22 protein-coding genes are annotated in these 22,080 nt (G+C 26.2%); all 22 read left to right on the forward strand.

The annotated features are described in order from the left end of the window. Positions 1–8 precede the first annotated feature (8 nt). Positions 9–1,004, forward strand: a complete 996-nt coding sequence (gene plsX, locus ACKTSI_RS03545; protein ID WP_407863104.1) for a phosphate acyltransferase PlsX — start codon at positions 9–11, stop codon at positions 1,002–1,004. After that, a complete protein-coding gene (locus ACKTSI_RS03550) occupies positions 1,004–1,225 on the forward strand; it encodes an acyl carrier protein (protein WP_068472419.1) in 222 nt (73 codons plus the stop codon). Before plsX ends, ACKTSI_RS03550 begins: the two co-directional genes overlap by 1 nt. 11 nt (positions 1,226–1,236) lie before the next feature. Next, positions 1,237–1,953, forward strand: coding sequence for a ribonuclease III (gene rnc / locus ACKTSI_RS03555; RefSeq protein WP_068472417.1), 717 nt, complete (start codon positions 1,237–1,239; stop codon positions 1,951–1,953). After that, on the forward strand, positions 1,946–3,025 hold the full coding sequence (locus ACKTSI_RS03560) for an elongator complex protein 3 (RefSeq protein WP_407863105.1): 1,080 nt from the start codon (positions 1,946–1,948) through the stop codon (positions 3,023–3,025). The genes rnc and ACKTSI_RS03560 overlap by 8 nt, the downstream gene beginning before the upstream one ends. Next, positions 3,015–6,548: a chromosome segregation protein SMC gene (gene smc / locus ACKTSI_RS03565; protein WP_288867710.1), complete on the forward strand. Its 3,534-nt coding sequence runs from the start codon at positions 3,015–3,017 to the stop codon at positions 6,546–6,548. The genes ACKTSI_RS03560 and smc overlap by 11 nt, the downstream gene beginning before the upstream one ends. Position 6,549: 1 nt before the next feature. Further along, positions 6,550–7,530 carry a signal recognition particle-docking protein FtsY gene (ftsY, locus tag ACKTSI_RS03570; protein WP_407863106.1) on the forward strand — a complete coding sequence of 327 codons (981 nt, stop codon included), beginning with the start codon at positions 6,550–6,552 and terminating at the stop codon, positions 7,528–7,530. A 112-nt stretch (positions 7,531–7,642) separates the two neighbouring features. Continuing rightward, a complete protein-coding gene (locus tag ACKTSI_RS03575; protein ID WP_407863107.1) occupies positions 7,643–8,527 on the forward strand; it encodes an ADP-ribosylglycohydrolase family protein in 885 nt (294 codons plus the stop codon). Positions 8,528–8,626: 99 nt separating this feature from the next. Beyond that, complete coding sequence (gene ylxM, locus ACKTSI_RS03580) at positions 8,627–8,980, forward strand: YlxM family DNA-binding protein (RefSeq protein WP_068472401.1); 354 nt, start codon at positions 8,627–8,629, stop codon at positions 8,978–8,980. Between the two features lie 12 nt (positions 8,981–8,992). After that, entirely contained in the window at positions 8,993–10,336 is a 1,344-nt protein-coding gene (ffh, locus tag ACKTSI_RS03585) for a signal recognition particle protein (RefSeq protein WP_288981495.1), read from the forward strand. Between the two features lie 17 nt (positions 10,337–10,353). Next, positions 10,354–10,608, forward strand: coding sequence for a 30S ribosomal protein S16 (rpsP, locus tag ACKTSI_RS03590; protein WP_004833375.1), 255 nt, complete (start codon positions 10,354–10,356; stop codon positions 10,606–10,608). A gap of 11 nt (positions 10,609–10,619) precedes the next feature. After that, complete coding sequence (locus ACKTSI_RS03595) at positions 10,620–10,847, forward strand: KH domain-containing protein (protein ID WP_288981497.1); 228 nt, start codon at positions 10,620–10,622, stop codon at positions 10,845–10,847. Between the two features lie 4 nt (positions 10,848–10,851). Further along, the gene (rimM, locus tag ACKTSI_RS03600) at positions 10,852–11,352 is read left to right on the forward strand and encodes a ribosome maturation factor RimM (protein WP_068472395.1); all 501 of its coding nucleotides are present in this window, start codon (positions 10,852–10,854) and stop codon (positions 11,350–11,352) included. Continuing rightward, complete coding sequence (gene trmD, locus ACKTSI_RS03605; RefSeq protein ID WP_407863108.1) at positions 11,345–12,037, forward strand: tRNA (guanosine(37)-N1)-methyltransferase TrmD; 693 nt, start codon at positions 11,345–11,347, stop codon at positions 12,035–12,037. The genes rimM and trmD overlap by 8 nt, the downstream gene beginning before the upstream one ends. Before the next feature lie 57 nt (positions 12,038–12,094). Continuing rightward, on the forward strand, positions 12,095–12,442 hold the full coding sequence (gene rplS, locus ACKTSI_RS03610; RefSeq protein WP_068472394.1) for a 50S ribosomal protein L19: 348 nt from the start codon (positions 12,095–12,097) through the stop codon (positions 12,440–12,442). Positions 12,443–12,496: 54 nt separating this feature from the next. Continuing rightward, complete coding sequence (locus tag ACKTSI_RS03615) at positions 12,497–13,783, forward strand: replication-associated recombination protein A (RefSeq protein ID WP_407863109.1); 1,287 nt, start codon at positions 12,497–12,499, stop codon at positions 13,781–13,783. Position 13,784: 1 nt separating this feature from the next. Beyond that, on the forward strand, positions 13,785–15,170 hold the full coding sequence (gene asnS / locus ACKTSI_RS03620; RefSeq protein ID WP_201275983.1) for an asparagine--tRNA ligase: 1,386 nt from the start codon (positions 13,785–13,787) through the stop codon (positions 15,168–15,170). Positions 15,171–15,351: 181 nt separating this feature from the next. Continuing rightward, positions 15,352–15,966, forward strand: coding sequence for a helix-hairpin-helix domain-containing protein (locus ACKTSI_RS03625; RefSeq protein ID WP_068472388.1), 615 nt, complete (start codon positions 15,352–15,354; stop codon positions 15,964–15,966). Positions 15,967–15,976: 10 nt separating this feature from the next. Further along, positions 15,977–17,032, forward strand: a complete 1,056-nt coding sequence (selD, locus tag ACKTSI_RS03630; protein ID WP_407863110.1) for a selenide, water dikinase SelD — start codon at positions 15,977–15,979, stop codon at positions 17,030–17,032. An 11-nt stretch (positions 17,033–17,043) separates the two neighbouring features. Then, the gene (gene selA / locus ACKTSI_RS03635; RefSeq protein ID WP_288867699.1) at positions 17,044–18,432 is read left to right on the forward strand and encodes an L-seryl-tRNA(Sec) selenium transferase; all 1,389 of its coding nucleotides are present in this window, start codon (positions 17,044–17,046) and stop codon (positions 18,430–18,432) included. A gap of 1 nt (position 18,433) precedes the next feature. Next, positions 18,434–20,338 carry a selenocysteine-specific translation elongation factor gene (selB, locus tag ACKTSI_RS03640; protein WP_068472381.1) on the forward strand — a complete coding sequence of 635 codons (1,905 nt, stop codon included), beginning with the start codon at positions 18,434–18,436 and terminating at the stop codon, positions 20,336–20,338. 10 nt (positions 20,339–20,348) lie between these two features. Then, positions 20,349–21,038 (forward strand): response regulator transcription factor, encoded by a 690-nt coding sequence (locus ACKTSI_RS03645; RefSeq protein WP_068472379.1) that lies wholly within the window; start codon positions 20,349–20,351, stop codon positions 21,036–21,038. Positions 21,039–21,050: 12 nt separating this feature from the next. Beyond that, positions 21,051–22,073, forward strand: coding sequence for a phenylalanine--tRNA ligase subunit alpha (pheS, locus tag ACKTSI_RS03650; protein ID WP_068472377.1), 1,023 nt, complete (start codon positions 21,051–21,053; stop codon positions 22,071–22,073). Positions 22,074–22,080: the final 7 nt, after the last annotated feature.

Below are 22,080 nucleotides of genomic sequence, written 5' to 3' on the forward strand. Positions count from 1 at the left end.
AGGAAATTATGAAAATAGTAGTGGATTTATTAGGCTCTGATAGAGGTGCAGAAACTATATTTAGAGGTGTAGTAGAAACAAGTAAATTACTTAAAGATTTATCTTTTGTAGTTGTTGGACCTAAATCAGTAATAGAAAAAATTGAAATAGATGAAGATTTAGAAGATAGATTAGAAATTATAGATACTGAAGAATATATTTTAAATACAGAGGAACCTACTTTTGCAGTTAGAAGAAAAAAAGATTCATCTATAGTTTTGGCAATGAAATATTTAGATAAAGAAAATGCAGATGGATTAATTTCTTTTGGGAGTACAGGAGCTGTGCTTGTTTCCGGTTTGTTAATTGTTAAAAGAATGGAAAATGTAGAAAGAGCAGCATTAACAATAACATTACTAACAAATAAAGATAAGATGATTTTACTTGATATCGGAGCTAATATTGAATGTACAAGTGATATTTTAAAACAATTTGCTATAATGGGTAATATTTATGCTAAAGAAACTTTGAATAAAGAAAATCCAAAAATAGCTTTATTGAATATTGGAAGTGAAGATGGAAAGGGAACAAAAATTTTAAAAGAAACTTATTCTATTTTAGAAAATGAAAATATAAATTTTGTTGGAAATATTGAATCAAGAGATATTTTTGATGGCAATATAGATGTTTTAGTTTGTGATGGTTTTCATGGGAACATACTTTTAAAAACTATTGAAGGTTCTGTAAAATTCATAATGTCTAATATGAAGAAATCTTTAATGTCTTCATTATCTGCGAAAGTAGGAGCACTTTTAATTAAATCACCAATGAGAAAATTAAAAAAATCTCTTGATTATAAAGAGTATGGAGCTTGCCCTATGTTAGGATTAAAAAAGGTAGTATTTAAAGGCCATGGAAGTAGTGATGAAAAAGCTGTTGTTTCAGGGATTATTTCTATGTGTGATTATATAAATAAAGATATAAATTCTAAGATTGAAAAACAAATTGAGAAAGGAGAAAACTAATGGTTTTTGAAAAAGTTAAAGAATTTTTACAAAATTCGTTTAAAGGAAAAGAAATAGAATTAGATACTAAATTTATAGAAGATTTACAAGCTGATTCTATAAAAATTTTAAGTGTTGTTATGGATATTGAAGATGAATATAATCTTGAATTAGATGAAGAAACTATTCGCTCAATGGTAACTGTAAGAGATTTAGTAGAATATATAGAAAAAAATATTTAAGAGGTAATTTTATGATTACTAAAGAAAGAGAAGAGTTATTAAACGAATTAATGCAAACTCTTGGCTATAAATTTAAGGATTTAGAATTGTTAAATTTAGCATTTGTTCATAGGTCATACTTGAATGAATGTAAAGAGGCTAAGATTTCTAATGAAAGATTAGAATTTTTGGGAGATGTTATATTAGGTTTTGTAGTTAGTGTTGAACTATATAGTCAGTTTTCGGATTCAGATGAGGGATATTTAACAAAAATTAGAAGTAAGATTGTTTGTGAAGAATCTTTTTCTTATGCTGCTAGAACATTTGATTTAGGAAAATATCTTCTGTTAGGAAAAGGAGAAGATAATTTTGGTGGTAGAGATAGAAATAGTATCTTAGCTGATACTTTTGAGGCGCTTTTTGGCGCTTTGTATCTTGATGGAGGAATGGACATAGTTACTGAAATAGCTAATAAACATTTTTTTGATACAGTAGTTTATAAGATAAATAAAAATATTTTTATAAAAGATTATAAAAGTTATTTACAAGAATATTTTCATAAAAATTCAACAACTAAAATAGTTTATAATCTTGTAGCAGAAAGAGGCCCTGACCATAATAAGGAATTTGATATGTGTGTAAATATTGATGATAAAGTAATGGGTTATGGTACTGGTAAAAATAAAAAACAGGCAGAACAAAATGCTGCTAGAGATGCACTTGTAAAATCGGGAGCGATAAGTGAATAAATGTAATATAATTCCAATTTTTGTTCCACATTTAGGTTGCCCTCATGATTGTATTTTTTGTAATCAAAGAAAAATAACAAATTTTATTGATGCTCTTGATGAAATAGATATGCGTAAAAATATAGAAAAATATATTTCTTATTTTAAAAATAAAAATATTCCAATTGAGATTGCTTTTTATGGTGGAAGTTTTACCGGGTTGGATAGAAATTTAATGATTAGTTATTTATCCATAGCAAAAGATTATATAGATAAGGGACTTGTCGATTCTATAAGATTATCAACTAGACCTGATTATATAAACAAAGAAATTTTGGAAGTTTTGGTAAAATACAATGTGAAAACTATTGAGCTTGGAATTCAGTCTATGACTCAAAGCACTTTAGATTTAAATAATAGGGGACATAATGTAGATTGTGTATATGAGGCATCTTCATTAATAAAAGAATATGGTATTAATTTAGGATTACAAATGATGGTAGGACTTTATGGTGATACTTTTGAAACTGTATTGAATACTGCTTTTAAATTATCTAAAATAAATCCTGACTTTGTAAGAGTATATCCTACATTAACCATAAAAGATACAGAATTGGAAAGACTTTATTATATGAAAAAATATATACCTATGAGTCTTGAAGATTCTATTTATTTATGTAAATATGTTTATATATTATTTGAATATTATAACATTCCTGTAATAAGATTAGGGTTACAAAGTAGTGATAATATTTCAGAAGATGGAGATGTTGTTGCCGGACCTTATCATTCAGCTTTTAGGGAACTTGTTGAAAGTTCTATTTATAAAGATTTTATAGAATATTATATGAATATTTTAAATATAAAAAATGACTTAATTATTGAATGTAATAATTCTGAAGTTTCAAAGATTGTGGGAAACAAAAAATTAAATTTAAAATATTTTAAAGAAAAGTATAATATGAATATAAAAACAAAAACACATATTTTAGATAAAAATATTTTAAAATTAAATGGAAATATAATATATATGAATGATTTTGTTAATTATATTTTTGAAAAAGATATTTTGAGGAGAGTTAATGAGACTTAAAAGTATTGAAATAAATGGTTTTAAATCATTTGCTGATAAAATAAAGTTAGATTTTGAAACAAATATTACAGCTATAATAGGGCCTAATGGTAGTGGAAAAAGCAATGTTGCAGATGCTGTTAGATGGGTTTTGGGAGAACAGAGCGCTAAAACTCTTAGAGGTAGTAAGATGGAAGATGTTATTTTTTCTGGTACAGATAATAAGGTTAGAAAAAATTATTCAACTGTAAGTATAACTTTTGATAATTCAGATAATATGATACCTATTGATTTTAAAGAGGTAACTATTTCTAGAAAATTATATAGAACTGGTGAAAGTGAATATTTTATAAATAAATCTACCGTAAGATTAAAAGAAGTTAAGGAATTGTTTTTAGATACAGGGATAGGTAGAGAGGGATATTCTATAATCGGACAAGGTAGAATTGAAGAAATTATTAACGGAAAGTCAGAAGATAGACGTGTTATTTTTGAAGAAGCATCAGGTATTTCTAAAATTAAATATCAAAAAAATGAATCTCAAAAAAAATTATTTAAAGCAAAAGATAATTTAACTAGGCTTAGAGATATAATTATACAAAATGAGCAGAGATTTGACTTTTTAAAGGGACAATCAGATAAGGCTAAAAGAGGTATTGCTCTTTTAGAAAATATTGAAAAGGCAGAATTTTCAAATTCATATAAAGATTATAATAATTTAAGTGTGAATTTTAATAAAATTTCAGAAACTTTAGAAATAAACAAGGAAGAATTATTTGATATAAATAAAGAATTTGAAACCGTAAAATTAAAAATTGCTCCACTTAAGGAAGAACTTGATAAGATTACAGATTTAGTTGAAATAAATTCTACTGATTTAAATAAAATTTCAAATAAAAAAAATGAAATCAAGAGTAAAAAAGATATTTTGCTTGAAAGAAATAAATTTATAAAATTAAATAATGAGCAGTCATTAAATTTTAAAAAAGAATATACTGAAAGTTTAGAAAAAATAAATTCTGAAATTTCAGAAAAAGAAAAAGATATTTCAGGAAAAGAATTAATTTTAAAGCGATATATTTTTGATAAAAATAAAGTTAAAGATGAACTTACTAAAAATAGAGAGTTATTGAGCTCCAAAAATGAAGTTTTGGATAAATTGTCTTTAGAAAAATCTGAAATTGAAAATAATATAAATGATTTAGAAACTGAAAAAAGAGCAAATGAAATTATAAAAGATAATATACAAAAGAAAATAGAAGAAAATATCGAAGAAGTTTTTAAACTTAATACAGAAAAAGAAGAATTTGAAAAAATATTATCTGAAAATAAATTTCTTTTGGAATCTAATATTCAAAAAGTTGAAAATATAACTTTAGATATTTCAAAAACTGAATCTTTTTTGAATGATTTAGAAACAGAATATAATTTTTTAAACAGTCAAAATTCTAATGCAAACAATGAAATTTCTTATAAAAGTAAAGAAGTTGCTATGTTAAAAAATTATATTAGAAATTATGAGGGATATGGTAAATCTGTTCAAGATTTATTTAAACTTTGTGATAAAGAAATTGAATTAAAGCAAATGATTTGTGGAACTCTTGGAGAGCTTATTTCTGTTGATGAAAAGTATAAAAAAGCAATAGATACAGTTCTATCTTCAAATCTTCAGGGAATTGTGGTTCATGATGATTTAGAAGCAAAAAAAATAATAGAAAAAATAAAGCTTAATAAGATTGGCAGACTTAATTTTTTCCCAATTTCAAAAATATTTTCTAAAAGAGAATATGGAAATATAACTGATGACTATATATTATCTTTTGCAAATGAAATAATAACTTGTGATGATGAATATAGAAATATTATCAATTATTTTTTGTCTAACACTGTTATATGTGAAAATTTGGATATTGCATTAAAATTATCCAATAAATATAAAAATAAATTTAGAATTGTTACATTAGATGGTGATGTTATAAATAGTTGGGGTTCTATTTCCGGTGGATATAAGTCAAATAAAAATTCTTTTTCTGTAATTGGAAGAAAAAAACAATTAGAACAGACTTTATCTGAAATTAAAAATTTAGAAAATATTTTAAGTGAAAACTCAAATAAAATTTCTAAGATAAAGTTAAACGCTAATTCAAGTAAAGAAAAGTTGATTAATTTAAAAAACGAAAAAGATGATACTAACTTAAAAATTGATTCCTTGCAAAAATTAATTTATAAAAATGAGTTTGATATAAAAAATATTTTAGATAAAATTGATGAAATAAATAATTATAAGGAAAATCATAAGGAATTTAATTTAGATAAAGAAAAAGAATTGGATTCATTTGTTGAAAAAAATATTTTTATAGCTAATGAAATAAATAAAATAAATTCAGAAATTAATGAAATTAAAGATTCTATTTCAAAATTAGAAAAAGAAGAAATTGTCGTTATAAATAATTTAGATTCAGTTGAAAGAGATATAAATCTTTTGTTAAATTCAAAGAATATTTTATTAGAAAATAAGATTTCTACTGAAGATAAATTAAAATTAAAAGAAAATGAGTTATTAGATTTAGAAACTCAATTCAAAAACAATTTAATTGAAATAGACAATATAGAAAAATTAGTTATAGATTTAGATTTCAGTATTGATGAATTGAGAAAATCAATAGCATATAATACTGATTTAAAGAAAAAATTAGTATCAGATAATGAAGAAGTTTCAAAAAAATATAATGAATTAAATGAAAAATCTTTAACTCTAGAAAAAGATATTGAAAAAAATGAATTAAGAATTTCTAATTTGAAGGAACAATTTTCTTCTTTGATAAATAGACTTTGTGAGGAATATTCTTTAACTTTAGAAGAATGTGAGAAAAAGATGGAATTATACAAAGAAGAGTGTTTTTCTAAAGATGAATTGAAGAAATTAAAAGAAAATTTAAGAGAACTCGGCTCTTTTAGTTACGATTCAATAGAAGAATTTGAAAAAGTTAAAACTGAGTTGGAATTTCAAAAGAGTCAAGAAATTGATTTGCAAAATTCTATTGAAGATATAAATAAAATTATATTAAAATTAGAAAATACAATGAAAAAAACTTTCGTTGATGAATTTAAAAATATTAATGAAAAGTTTTCTAATATTTTTAAAATTCTTTTCAACGGAGGAGAGGCAAGACTTGAGCTTGATAGTGATGATATTTTAAATTGTGGAATAGATATTATTGCAAAACCGGTTGGTAAAAAAATGCAGACATTATCTTTAATGTCCGGTGGAGAAAAATCATTGACAGCAGTAGCATTATTATTTGCAATCTTTGAAACAAGGCCATCTCCTTTCTGTATTCTAGACGAAGTTGATGCTGCACTAGATGATTCAAATATTTTAAGATATGTTGAATATTTGAAAAACTTCTTAACTGAAACTCAATTTATAATGATAACTCATAGAAAGCCTACTATGGAAATGGCAGATATGATTTATGGGGTAACTATGGAGCAAAAAGGTATTAGTAAAATTGTTTCTATGACATTTAATGAGGGAGAATAGTATGTTTAATTTTTTTGGAAGTAAAAAAGAAGAAAATACAAATGAAGAAATTGTTGAAAAAAAACAAGGTTTCTTTGAAAGATTAAAAAACGGATTGACTAATACTAGAAATAATTTGTCTAGTAAAATTGATAAGTTACTATCTATGTCAACTAAAATTGACGAGGATTTATTTGAAGAATTAGAATATATTTTAGTTTCAGCAGACATTGGTGCTAATGTAACTATGGAACTAATTGATGATTTAAAAGATATTGTAAGAAGTGAAAGAATGACTGAGCCAGTTCAAATAAAGGAAAAATTAATTGAACTGATGAATAAAAAATTATCAGAAAAGGAATTAAATCATAATTTCAATATAGTAGAAGGTATGCCTACAATTATACTTGTAGTTGGAGTTAATGGAGTTGGGAAAACAACTTCCATTGGAAAACTTGCAAATAAATTCAAATCAAAAGGAAAAAATGTTATGCTGGTTGCAGCGGATACTTTTAGGGCTGCTGCTACTGAACAACTAACTGAATGGGCAAATAGAGCAGGAGTTCCTATTGTTTCAAATGAAGAAGGTGCTGACCCTGCATCAGTGGTTTTTGACGGAATTCAAAGTGCAAAAAGTAAAAATATAGACGTGTTGATTTGTGATACTGCAGGCAGACTTCATAACAAAAAGAATTTGATGAATGAATTAAATAAAATTACTAGAGTAATAGATAGAGAATTTTCTAATGCTAATAAAGAAGTCATTCTTGTTCTCGATGCTACAACTGGACAAAATGCCATTGTTCAAGCGAAAGAATTTAGAGATACGGCAAATATTGACGGTGTAATACTTACTAAATTAGATGGGACAGCAAAGGGTGGAGTTGTTTTTACAATTCAACTTGAAATGGGAATCCCTGTAAAACAAATTGGTATCGGTGAACAAATAGATGATTTACAAGATTATAATGATGAAGATTTTGTAAATGCAATTTTTAGATAGTTTTTAAAATTAACGTTGAAATATACGTTAATTTTTTTTGAAAAATTTTGTTGTCTATTTATAAATATAGTGATAGAATTGTAGTATAATTTTGTGCTTTGGAGGAAATAATATGAATAAAATATATGATGCAATAATAGGGCTTGTTATAGGAGATGCATTAGGTGTTCCTTATGAATTTAAAGATAGAAATAGTTTTGAATGTACAGATATGGTTGGATATGGTACATATAATCAACCTAAAGGAACTTGGTCTGATGATAGCTCTATGACTTTAGCTACGATTGAAAGTATATCGAGATTAGGGAAAGTTGATATAGAAGATATAGCCAATAATTTTATCAAATGGTTATACTATGGAGAATTTACACCCTATGGAGAAGTTTTTGATGTTGGAAGTACAACTAAAATTGCATTAGATAGATATTATAAAGAAAAAATATCTATTAAAAAATGTGGGCTTGATGATTTTTATTCTAATGGTAATGGTTCACTAATGCGCATATTACCTTTAGCATTTTTAGAATGTAAAACTGAAGATATTATTTCTGTTTCCAGTATAACTCATGCAAATAAAATTTCTTGTAATGCTTGTATAGTTTACATAAATATTGCAAAAAATCTAATAAATGGTTTCGATATTATTACATCAATAAAAGATTCTTTTGAATATATAAATATTCCTGAACTTGAAAGGTTAAAAAATATTGAAGATTTAAAACTTAATGATATAAAAAGTAGTGGGTATGTAATAAACACTTTAGAAGCTGTGATTTGGTGTTTAATTAATACTACAAGCTATAAAGAATGTGTCTTAACAGCTGTTAATTTAGGAGAAGATACTGATACTATTTCTGCTATTGTTGGAGGATTAGCAGGAATATATTACGGAAGAAATAGTGAAAATGGAATTCCAAAAGAATGGGTAAATAATATTGCTAGAAAAGAGTGGATAAAAAGTTTATGTACTAAATGTTTTGAAAGATTAAATATGTAAATTATAGGATAAAAAATTTTAAAAAACTATTGACAAATATGTATTTAATGGTATAATAATAAGGTCAAGAAAAAAACTTGACCCATTTAAGAGGTGATTATGGAAAAAATAGTTGAGATAGCAGTTCTATTTGATTATTATGGTAAACTTCTTAGCGATAAGCAATATAATGTTGTTGACCAATATTGTAATGAAGATTTATCTCTTAGAGAAATTGCTGAGTTAAATGGAATTTCTAAACAAGGTATATCAGATATTTTAAGCAGAGCAGAAAAAAAATTAAAGTTTTATGAAGATGAGTTAAAATTAATTTCTAAATTTGAAAAAATAAATTCTAATTTAAGAGAAATTAATAAGTTAATTGAGGATTCTAAAAATAAAAATTCTGATTTGTCTAATATTCTTGATATTATTCAAAAGAAAAATAATGAAATTATCGAAAATGATTTATAGGAAGTGATAGGAATGATATTTGAGAATTTATCTGAAAAACTTCAAGGAGCTTTAAATAAGTTAAGAGGCAAGGGGAAATTATCCGAAAAAGATGTAGATCTTGCTATGAGAGAAGTTAAACTTGCACTTTTAGAATCAGATGTAAATTTTAAGGTTGTAAAACAATTCATAAATAATGTAAAAGAAAGAGCTATTGGTAAGGAAGTAATGGAGAGTTTGACTCCGGCACAACAAGTTATTAAGATAGTAAATGAAGAACTTACTGCTCTTATGGGGAAAAAGGAAGAAAAAATTCAAATTGATTCTAATCCTCCAACTATTATTATGCTTTGTGGATTACAAGGTGCTGGTAAAACTACACATGCAGGAAAACTTGCTAAGTATTTTTTAAAGCAAAATAAAAGACCGTTACTAGTAGCATGTGATGTTTACAGACCTGCGGCTATAAAGCAATTACAGGTAGTTGGGAAATCAGTTGATGTTCCCGTATTTACTATTGATGATTGCAAAGATGTTACTAAAATAGCTAATGAATCTATAAAATTTGCAAATTCTAATTCTAAAGATATAGTTATATTAGACACAGCTGGTAGATTGCACATAGATGACGTTTTAATGGATGAATTGAAGGCTATAAAGGATTCAGTTAAACCTATTGAAATTCTGTTGGTAGTAGATTCTATGACAGGACAAGATGCAGTTAATGTTGCAGAAAGTTTTAACAACGAATTAGATATCACCGGTGTAATAATGACTAAGTTAGATGGTGATGCTAGAGGTGGAGCTGCTTTATCTATAAAAGCAATTACTAACAAACCTATTAAATTTATTGGTGTTGGAGAAAAGTTGGATGATTTAGAACAATTTTATCCTGATAGAATGGCATCAAGAATTTTAGGAATGGGCGATATTTTATCTATGATAGATAAAGTTCAAAAGCAATTTGATTTAAAGCAAACTAAAGAGCTTGAAGAAAAAATTAGAAAACAAAGTTTTACATTAGATGACTTTTTAACTCAGATGAGGCAAGTTAGAAATATGGGTCCATTACAAGATTTACTTGCGATGATGCCGGGTGTTAATTCTAAAATGTTAAAAGATGTAAATGTTGATGAAAAAGAACTTGATAAAATTGAAGCTATGATTTTATCAATGACAAAAAAAGAAAGAGAAAATCCAGATATCCTTGATAATTCAAGAAAGCAAAGAATTGTTAAAGGTTCTGGTACAAGTATTACAAATCTTAATAAATTGATTAAGCAATTTAAAGATAGTAAAAAGATGATGAAAAAAATGCAAGAAATGACTAAAGGAGCTAAGAAAAAAGGGAAATTTGGTTTACCTTTTTTTAAATAAATTTTAAGGAGGACAATATGGCAGTTAAAATTAGATTAAAAAGAATGGGTTCAAAGAAAAAACCATTTTATAGAATAGTTGTTGCCGATTCAAGAGCACCAAGAGATGGTAAATTTATCGAAGAAATTGGATATTATAATCCATTAACAGAATCAAAAGAAATTAAGGTTGATGCTGAAAAGGTAAATGCTTGGATTAAAAACGGAGCAAAACCAACTGATACTGTAAATAGATTGTTTAAAAACAATAACATATATTCTGAAAATAAATAAGGATTATATCTATGAAAGAATTAGTTGAATTTATAGTAAAGTCTTTAGTTGATAATCCTGATAATTTAGTTATTACAACTGAGCAAGAAGGAGATTTAGTAAAGATTTTTATTAAAGCAGACGAAAATGATATTGGTAAAATTATAGGAAAGCAAGGAAAAATTGCTAAGGCTATAAGAACAATAGTTAGGTCTTCTGCTATGAAGTTAGGTAAAAAGGTAATAGTAGAAATAAATTAGTATTATGGAATTTATAGAAGTAGCTAAAATTATAAATGTTCACGGAATAAAAGGGACTGTAAAAATATATTCATTAACTTCCAATATAGAAAGATTTAAAGCTGATTGTAAATTTTATATTGATAAGAAAATAGCAGTTACTATAAAATCTGTTAGAGAATTAAGTTCTGAACTGGCTTTATTAACTTTTAATGAGTATGACAATATTAATCAAGTTTTAGAATTCAAAAATAAAGGACTTTTCGTTGAAGAAAGTGATTTATTAGAACTTCCAGACAATGAGTTTTATATATATAAACTCATAGGAATGGATGTTTACAATCAAGATGATAAGTTTATTGGCAAAATAAAAGATGTCTTAACTACATTAGCTAATGATGTGTATGATGTTGATTATAATGGAAAAAGTGTTTATATTCCAGCTGTTAAAGAATTTGTAAAAAAAGTTGATATGGAAAACTCTATAATAAAAGTAAATACAATAGATGGTATGTTAGATGATTAAAATTACAATTTTAACTTTATTTCCAGAATTTATTGATTCAATTAGAAATTATGGTGTTTTAGGAAAAGCCATTGAAAAAGGTATTATTGAACTTGAAGTTTTAAATATAAGAGATTTTTCTAAAGATAAACATAATAAAGTTGATGATGAAATTTATGGTGGTGGTGCTGGCATGCTTATGGCTGTTCAACCGGTTTTTGATGCTATAAATTTCAGTAAAAAAGATAATTCAAAAGTTTTGTTTCTTTCTCCACAAGGAGAAGTTTTAACACAAAATAAATGTAAAGAATTATCTAAAAATGAACATTTAATATTTTTATGTGGACATTATGAAGGCATTGACTCTAGAATTATAAACAATTTTGTGGATGAAGAAATTTCTGTGGGGGATTATGTTGTAACTGGTGGTGAAATTCCTGCTATGTTACTTATGGATGCTGTTTGTAGAATGGTTAGTGGAGTATTGGGAAATTCTGAAAGTGCACCTACTGACTCTCATTATAATTCATTATTACAATATGATGTTTTTACAAGGCCTAGAGATTTCAATGGATTAAAAGTTCCAGAAGTTTTGCTTAGTGGGAATCATAAAGAAATTGAAAAATGGAGAGAAAAGTCTTCATTAGAAAATACTAAGAAAAAAAGACCTGACTTATATGAAAAATATATTTTGAAGAAAGAATAGGGTGCTCCTCTGATTTTAGATAGAAATTTAAGAGCATTGATATTAGGAGGAATCGTTGTGGATATAATAAAACAAATTGAAAACGAACAATTAAGACAAGAAAAATTTGATTTCAATGTTGGTGATACTGTTGTTATCGGATATAAAATCAAAGAAGGTAATAGAGAAAGAGTTCAAGCTTTTGAAGGAACAGTAATTAAGATTCAAGGTAAAGGTTCAAGAGCAACTTTTACAGTAAGAAGAGTATTACAAGGAGTTGGAGTTGAAAGAACTTTCCCAATTCATTCACCAAGAATTGAAAGCTTAAAGGTAGTTAGACGTGGTAAAGTAAGACGTGCGAAATTATACTACTTAAGAGATAGAGTGGGTAAAGCTGCTAAAGTTAAAGAATTAAAGAAATACTAAAATTTAAGTACCTCGATTTTTTCGAGGTACTAATTTTATAGAAATGAGGAAAATATGGATTTATTTAAAATGAATTACAATTTATTTTCTAAATCATCAAAGCCATTAGCTGAAAGAATGAGGCCTGAAAATTTATCTAGCTTTGTTGGACAAGATAATATAATAAAAAATAATTCTGTGCTAAAAAATATGATTAAAAATAATAAATTTGCATCAATTATATTTTATGGACCACCTGGAAGTGGTAAAACTTCTCTTGCAAATATTATTTCTCATAGTACTGATAATTTTTTTGTTAAGATTTCTGCAGTTACTTCTGGAACTAAAGAAGTAAAAGATATTGTTGAGCTTGCAAAAGATAACTTATCAATGTATAATAAAAAGACTATATTATTTATAGATGAGATACATAGATTTAATAAAATGCAACAAGATTTTTTACTTGAATATGTTGAAAATGGAGATATAATTTTCATAGGGGCTACTACGGAAAATCCTGCTTATGAAGTTAATAGTGCTTTATTATCAAGGGTTATAGTTTTTGAACTAAAAACTCTCGCATTTGATGAATTAAAAAATATAATTGATAATGCTATTTTAAATGATGAATTATTAAAAAATAAAACAATATCTTATACAGAAGATGGTATTAATTATTTAATAAAAATGTCAAATGGAGATGCAAGGACTGCTTTGAATTATTTAGAGCTCATTGTTGACAATATTGAAGAAAATAAAAAAGTTATTTCTGAAGATGTAATAAAAACTATATTTGATAAAGTCAAAGTTTATTATGATAAAAATTCGGATAAACATTATAATTTTATATCTGCATTTATAAAGTCTATGAGAGTTGGTGATGCTGATGCCGTTGTTTATTATTTGGCATCTATGTTAATTGCTGGAGAAGATATAAATTTTATTGCAAGAAGAATGATTATTTTTGCATCAGAAGATATAGGAAATGCAAATCCAGATGCACTTGTTTTAGCTAATGCTTGTGCTGAATCTGTTAGAAAAATTGGTATGCCTGAGGCTAGGATAATCTTATCGCAATGCGCAATATATCTTGCTTGTAGTGAAAAAAGTAATAGGTCATATATTGCTATAAATGAGGCGTTAAAATATATTAGAGAAAATGGACTTGAAGAAGTTCCTGATTTTTTAAAAAGTGGTAGAACTATTTCAAAGAAAAATGAGGAATATAAATATCCTCATGATTACGAAAATATGCATACAGGTCAAGAATATTTACCTGAAAAAGTTAAAAATTTAAAATTTTATAATCCTAAAAATATTGGATATGAAAAAAATTTTATTGATAAATTAAAGGAGGAATAGTATGTTTTTATTAAAAGATATTTTTGCAAATGAAAAAGATTTTATTAACAAAGAAGTTGAAGTGGCAGGTTGGATTAAGAATAGTCGTTTCAATAATAATATAGGTTTTATTGAACTTAATGATGGAACTACATTTAAAAGTGTTCAAATTGTAGTTGAGTCAAAATTAGATAATTTTCAAAATGTTTCAAAATTGCTATTGCCGTCAGCAATAATTGTTAGAGGAAAAGTGGTTGAAAGTACAGGAGCAAAACAAAGTTTTGAAATAAATGCATCTGAAATAGTTGTTGAGGGAGAATCTAATGAAAAATATCCTCTTCAAAAGAAAAGACATACATTTGAATTCTTAAGAACGATTCAACATTTAAGACCAAGAACGAATACATTTAATGCTGTTTATAGAGTTAGGTCAGTGCTTAGTTATGCAATTCATAAATTTTTCTATGAAAGAGGATTTGTTTATGCTCATACTCCAATCATAACTTCAAGTGATGCAGAAGGCGCTGGAGAAATGTTTAGAGTTACAACTTTAGATATAAACAATATTCCAAGAACTGAAAGTGGAGAAATTGACTTTACAGAAGACTTTTTCTCTAAACCTACTAATTTAACAGTTAGTGGTCAATTACAAGGCGAAGCATTTGCTATGGCATATAGAAATATTTATACTTTTGGTCCAACTTTTAGAGCTGAAAATTCAAACACTACTAGACATGCTGCTGAATTTTGGATGATTGAACCTGAAATTGCATTTGCTGATTTGAATGATGTAATAAAATTATCAGAAGATATGGTAAAATATATAATAAAATTTGTTTTAGAAAATGCACCAGATGAAATGAAATTTTTCAATGACTTTATTGATAAAGAATTACTTGAAAGATTAAATGCTGTTGTAAATTCTGAATTTAAGGTTATGACTTATACTGAAGCTGTTGAAATTTTAAAATCTTCAAAAGAAAAATTCAAATACCCTGTTGAATGGGGAATGGATTTAAAAACAGAACATGAAAGATATATCTGTGAAAAAGTTGTAAAAGGTCCTGTATTCTTAACTGATTATCCAAAAGAGATAAAAGCATTTTATATGAGACTTAATGATGATAATAAAACTGTTGCTGCAACAGATATGTTAGTCCCAGGAATTGGGGAATTAATCGGAGGAAGTCAAAGAGAAGAAAGGCTTGAAATTTTAGAGCAAAAAATGAAAGATTCTAATATGAATATAGAAGATTATTCTTGGTATTTAGATTTAAGAAGATTTGGTGGAACTAAACATGGTGGATATGGATTAGGATTTGAAAGAATGTTAATGTACTTAACAGGAATGCAAAATATAAGAGATGTATTACCTTTCCCAAGAACTGTTGGTCTATGTGAATTTTAATTTAATAAAAATATTTAAATGAGATGTTTATTAGCATCTCATTTTTTTATATTAAGTAATAAAATATATTAAATAATTTTAATAAATTATATTTTATAATTAACAAATTAGATTTTTTTGTAATAATATGGTATAATTATTATATATTTTTATTTCGTAAATGCAATAATTGAGGTGTAATATGTTAAAAAATAAAAAAGATATTATTTTAATTATTTCTATGTTTTTAGGATTAACTTTTCTTGGTTTTGGATATAAATTTTTTATTTCAAACAAAAATGAAAAGAAAATAGAAAATGTTGTTAAACAAAACGAAAAAATCAAAGATGAAGATTTAGCTGAAAGTAATAAAAAAGATTCTGAAATTTATATACATATTGATGGTGAAATAAATAAACCTGGTGTATATAAAATGAAACTAGGTGATAGAGTTGATGATGCAATTAAAGTTGCAGGTGGTTTAACGGATAATGCAGAAAAGAATAGTTTGAATTTAGCTGTAAAGTTAAAAGATGAAATGAAAATACATATTTATAAAATTGGAGAAACACAAAACAATTCAAATGCTGAATCATCTAGTAATTCTCAGAATTCTAATTCTAATAATTTAGTAAATATTAATACTGCGAGCAAAGAAGAGCTTTGCAAATTAACAGGTATTGGAGAAACTAAAGCTAAACTTATTATCGAATATAGAGAAAAAAATAAATTTAATAAAATTGAGGATATAACAAAAGTTTCTGGTATTGGAAAGAAAACTTTTGAGAAAATAAAAAATAATATAAGTGTAGATTAGGAGAAAATGCATGAAAAATATTGATATAAAAGATGTAAAGTTAACTTCTTATGCAAAAACTTCAGGGTGAGCCGCAAAAGTTGGTCCAGATATTCTGGACGAGGTTTTATCCGGTTTGGATAATAAAACGTCTATAAGTAAAGATTTACTTGTAGGAATTGAAACTTCAGATGATGCTGCTGTTTATAAAATAAATGATGAATTGGCTTTAATAGAAACTTTGGATTTTTTTACCCCAATTGTTGATGACCCATTTACTTTTGGTAAAATAGCAGCTACTAATTCTCTTTCTGATGTTTATGCAATGGGTGGAGAGCCTACTATGGCAATGAATATAGTTTGTTTTCCAAATTGTTTACCTCCAAAAATTTTAACTGAAATTTTGAGAGGTGGGTTAGAAAAAATGAAAGAAGCAGAATGCTTACTTATAGGAGGACATACAGTTCAAGATGATGAACCAAAATATGGATTAAGTGTTTCGGGTTTTGTTCATCCTAATAAAGTTTGGAAGAACTCCTCTGCAAAAGTAGGCGATGTTTTAATTCTTACAAAACCAATTGGACTTGGAGTTATAAATACTGCTATAAAGGGTGGAGTTACAAGTGAAGAAGAGATAAATGATGCAGTTCATACTATGGGAACTCTTAATAAATATGCAAAGAGAGCAGTAGAAAATAATACGATTAACTCTTGTACGGATATTACAGGATTTGGACTTATGGGGCATTGCTATGAAATGGCTAAAGGTTCTAATACTACATTTGTACTTGATAGTGCAAGTATGCCAATTTTAAAAGGTGCTATTGACTATGCAAATATGGGTCTTATCCCTAAGGGCTGTTATGATAATAAAAAATTTGTTGGAAATAATTATAAACTTGAAAATGAAGTAGATGAGGCTCTACTTAATGTTATGTTTAATCCTGAAACATCAGGAGGTCTTTTGATTACTGTTCCTGAAAATGAAGTAGATGATATTTTAGAAAAACTAAAAGATATTCCTACTAGATTTGCAGTAATAGGAAAAGTTATTGAGAAAAAAGAAAAATATTTAATAGTTGAATAATGGAGAAATTTATGAATTTATATAAAATGATACCTAAAGTTGACCAAATTTTAGATAATGAAATAATAAAAAAACTTTTAGAGGAAAATTCTAAAAATTTAATAATGGAATCGATTCACGAAGAGCTTAATTCTATTAGAAATAATATTTCAAATGGCTGTGATGAAAAAGTAATATTAAATTATATTGAAAATTTAGCTAAAAATATAGAAAAAAATTTACTAAATAAAAAGCGTTTAAATTTAAGAAAGGTTATAAATGCATCTGGAGTTGTAATTCATACAAATCTTGGAAGGTCAGTTTTAACAAATGAAATTTTAGAAAACATTAAAGATGTTTCTGTTGGATATTCAAATCTTGAATATGATTTACAAAAAGGGGAACGTGGTTCAAGATATTCTCATTTAACTGAGATTATTAAAAAGATAACTGGAGCTGAAGATTGTATGGTTGTAAATAACAATGCAGCTGCAGTTATGCTTATTTTGTCAACTATGGCAAAGGGCAGAAATGTAATTACAAGTAGAAGTGAGTTGGTTGAAATAGGTGGTTCTTTTAGAATTCCTGATGTTTGTAGAGAAAGTGGTGCAGAACTTAAAGAAGTTGGTACAACAAATAAAACTCATCTTAGCGATTATGAAAATGCAATAGATGAAAATACAGCAGCACTTTTCAAAGTACATCAAAGTAATTTTAAAATTCTAGGTTTTACAGAATCCGTAACTTCAACAGAATTAAAAGATTTAAAAGAAAAATATAATATTCCAATTATTGAAGATTTAGGCTCAGGTGTGCTTATAGATTTATCTAAATATGGATTAGGACATGAACCAACTGTTCAAGAATGTATAGCTAATGGAGTAGATGTTGTAAGTTTTAGTGGAGATAAGCTATTAGGTGGAGTACAAGCTGGTATTATAGTCGGTAAAAAAGAATTTATTGAAAAGATGAAAAAAAATCAATTAACTAGAGCTTTAAGAGTTGATAAATTTACTTTATCTGCTTTAGAAGTTGTATTTTCATATTATATCGATGAAGAATTAGCAATTTCAAAGATACCAACATTAAATATGCTAACTATAAAAATTGAAGAACTTTATAATAAGGCAGAAAGATTTATAGATTATTTAGGAGAAAATAAAGAATTTTCTTATGAAATTATAGATATTGATTCAGAAGTAGGAGCTGGTTCCCTTCCAACTCAAAAATTACCATCAAAAGCTGTTAAAGTTATTTCTAATTCATATACAGAAAACGAACTGGAAGAAAAATTAAGAAATCATAATATTCCAATTGTTGCTAGAATTTATAAGGGAAATTTAATTTTTGATGTAAGAACTATTTTTGAAAATGAATTTAGTATAATTAAAGATGCTTTGGATTCATTAATAGGAGAATAATATGAAAAATAAAAAGAATATTATTGTTGGAACTGCCGGTCATATTGACCATGGAAAAACAACTTTGATAAGAGCTTTAACAGGAAGAAATACAGATAGATTAAAAGAAGAGCAGAATAGAGGTATTTCTATTGAATTAGGATTTACTCATTTTGATTTAACAGATGAACTTAGAGTTGGTATTATTGATGTTCCTGGACATGAAAAGTTTATAAAAAATATGCTTTCGGGTGTTTGTGGAATGGATATGATTGTTTTAGTTGTTGCTGCTGACGAAGGTATTATGGCACAAACTAAAGAGCATTTAGATATTCTAAATTTAATAGGAATTAAAAATGGTATAATTGCATTAACAAAATGTGATTTAGTCGATAGGGATTGGATTGAACTTGTTAAACTTGATATTGCTGATGAAATGGAAGGCACTTTTTTAGAGAATGCCAAGATAATAGAGGTGTCTTCAACTGAAAATACTGGTATTGATGAATTGAAAGAAGAGATAAAGAGAATTGTAGATGCGTTACCGGATAAAGATTTAAGCTCTAATCCTAGGTTATATGTTGATAGGTCTTTTTCTATAACGGGCTTTGGAACTGTTGTAACAGGAACTTTAATTTCCGGAACATTTAACCTTGATGATGAAATTTTAATATATCCATCAAATAAAATAACTAAAATTAGAAATTTACAAGTGCATGATAGTAATGTTCCAACTGCTTATGCTGGGCAACGTGTTGCGATAAATCTTGCAAATGTAAAAAAAGAAGATGTACCAAAAGGCTCTGTTCTTGTACCTAACAATACTTTTACTGAAAGTAGTATTATCGATGTTAAACTTAAAACGGTTAATTTACCTTTTGAAATAACAAATAGAACTAGATTTCATTTATATTTAGGTTCTAGTGAAGTTTTGTGTAGAGCAATTTTGTTAGAAGATGAAGTTTTAGAATCAAATAAGGAATATATCGTTCAATTAAGACTTGAAGAACCGATTATTAGTAAAAGAAATGATAAATTTATACTTAGATTATTCTCACCACTTTACACTATAGGTGGAGGATATATAATTGATTCTAATGCTACAAAAAAGAAAAGATTTAATGAATATGATATAAAAAATATAAAAAGACTTGATGGTTGTGATTTTAAAGAATATATTTATAATTATATTAATAGATTTAGTGATAAATTTTATTTAGAAAAAAATTATTATAACTTTTTATCAGATTCAAATAAAAATATTTCAAAATTAATTGATGAATTAATTGAAGAAAATAAAATTATTTCTTTTGGTATTAATTCGGACAGATTAATTTTATCGGATAAATTTGTTGAAAAGTTAATTGAACAGATAAGTGAATTTATAGGAGATTTTCACAAGAAATATCCAAAAAGAATTGGAATTTCTAAAGAAACTATTAAATCAAAATTCTTTGATTCTCTAGGTGGAAAGATAAAGAATGAATTTATGAATTATTTAATTTCAGATAGATTTTTTGTTTCTGATGAATACATTTCTCTTTTAGATTTTAAAGTTTCTTTAGATGATACAGACTTTAAAAATATTGAAATTATAAAAAATAAATTCAATTCTGATAAATTTTCAATTATGAATTTTGAAGATTTTAATTTAAATATGAGTGTAGAGCATTTTAGAGAACTTATTTTATATTTGATAAGTAATAAAGGAGTTATAAAATTAGATTCAGGTTATATGCTTAAAGAAAATTATGATTCAGCTGTAAATATGATTAAGGATTTTATAGTTAAAAATGGAGCTATTTCTGTTTCTGATGCAAGAGATTTACTTGGTTCTAATAGAAAATCGACTATGGAATTGCTTGAATTTTTAGATAAAGAAAAAATAACTTTAAGAAGAGAAAATGAGAGAATATTAGTGAAATAGGAGTAGAATTATGAAATTAAAAATATTAATGGCTTTACCCACTGATTCACAAATAAATGATTTGATGTATTCTATGTTAGAAGATGAAAATTATGAAATTACTATTTCAGATAATATTGAAGACACTATTATTTTAGCTGACCAAAAAAAATTTGATATGATAATTATGGATATGTATTTCAAAGATGGTTCTGGTTTAGATTTGAAAAAGAAATTAAATGAATTTTGTGATGTTCCAACTATTATTACAACTACTTTGAAAGACGATATGCAAAAAATTTTAATTTTTGAGTATGGTGCTGATGATTATTTAATTTATCCTTTCAATATACTTGAATTAAAGGCGAGAATTCGTGCTATCATGAGAAGATTTGGACAGAGGAGAGCAGATATAGATAATTTAATATTTGCAGATGATTTAGAGTTTAATATAGTAGGTAGGACTGTAAAATTAAAAGGAGAAGAAGTCGATTTAACCGGAAAAGAATTTGATATTTTATATATTATGGCTATTAATTCTGAAAAAGTCTTTAGTAGGGAAGATATTGCTAAAAGTGTATGGAAAGAAGAACATGTAAGTGATTATAGAAAAATAGATGTTCATATAAGAAGGTTAAGAGAAAAAATAAATATCGGAGATATTACCTATATTCAAACTAAATGGGGAGAAGGATATTATTATAAAAAAATACAAGGATAGTAGGAGAAAAATATGAAAGACTTAATTAATAATTTAAAAGATAAAATTATAAATGAAATTAAAGATTCAACTGATAAAAATGATTTAGAAGAAATTAGGGTAAAATATTTAGGCAAAAAAGGGGAATTTACTAGTATTTTAAGAAATATGGCCAATGTTTCTAAGGAAGAAAGACCTAAAATTGGTGAGCTTATAAATTTAACTAAGCAGGAAATTGAAAATATCATAAATGAAAAAGTTGAAATGTTTAATAAAATTGAACTTGAAAAGAGAATAAAGGAAGAAACAGTTGATGTTACTATCAATAAAAAATTTATAAATGTTGGACATAGACATCCTTTAAATCAAACTATGGAAGAATTGGAAAATTTCTTTATTTCAATGGGATTTTCTGTAATTGATGGTCCGGAAATCGAAACAGTAGAAAATAATTTTAATAAATTAAATTCTCCTATGGATCACCCTTCAAGAGATATGTCTGATACATTTTATATTGATAAGGAATTGTTGTTAAGAACTCATACATCTCCAGTTCAAATTAGAACTATGATGACTACAAAGCCTCCAATTAAAATGGTTTCTGCTGGTAGAACATTTAGATTTGATGAAGTTGATGATACTCATTCACCAATGTTTCATCAAATCGAAGGTCTTGTTGTAGATGAAAATATTAATATGAGCAACTTAATTGAAACACTTAATACTTTTATCAAGGAGTTTTTTGGAGAAGATATGCAAACAAGATACAGACCTCATTATTTTCCATTTACTGAACCAAGTGCTGAAGTTGACGTTTCTTGCTTTAATTGTAAAGGTAAAGGTTGTAAAGTTTGTAATGGAACAGGTTGGAGTATGGAATTGTTAGGTTGTGGCATGGTTCACCCTAATGTATTAGAAGCTTGTGGAATTGATTCTAAAAAATATTCTGGTTTTGCGTTTGGTATGGGAATTGATAGAATTACTATGGTTAAGCATAAGATAAATAATATTAGATTATTATATGATAATGATAAAAGATTTTTAGAACAATTTTAAGGAGGAT

Source organism: Parvimonas parva, from assembly GCF_045866535.1.
Taxonomy (GTDB): domain Bacteria; phylum Bacillota; class Clostridia; order Tissierellales; family Peptoniphilaceae; genus Parvimonas; species Parvimonas parva.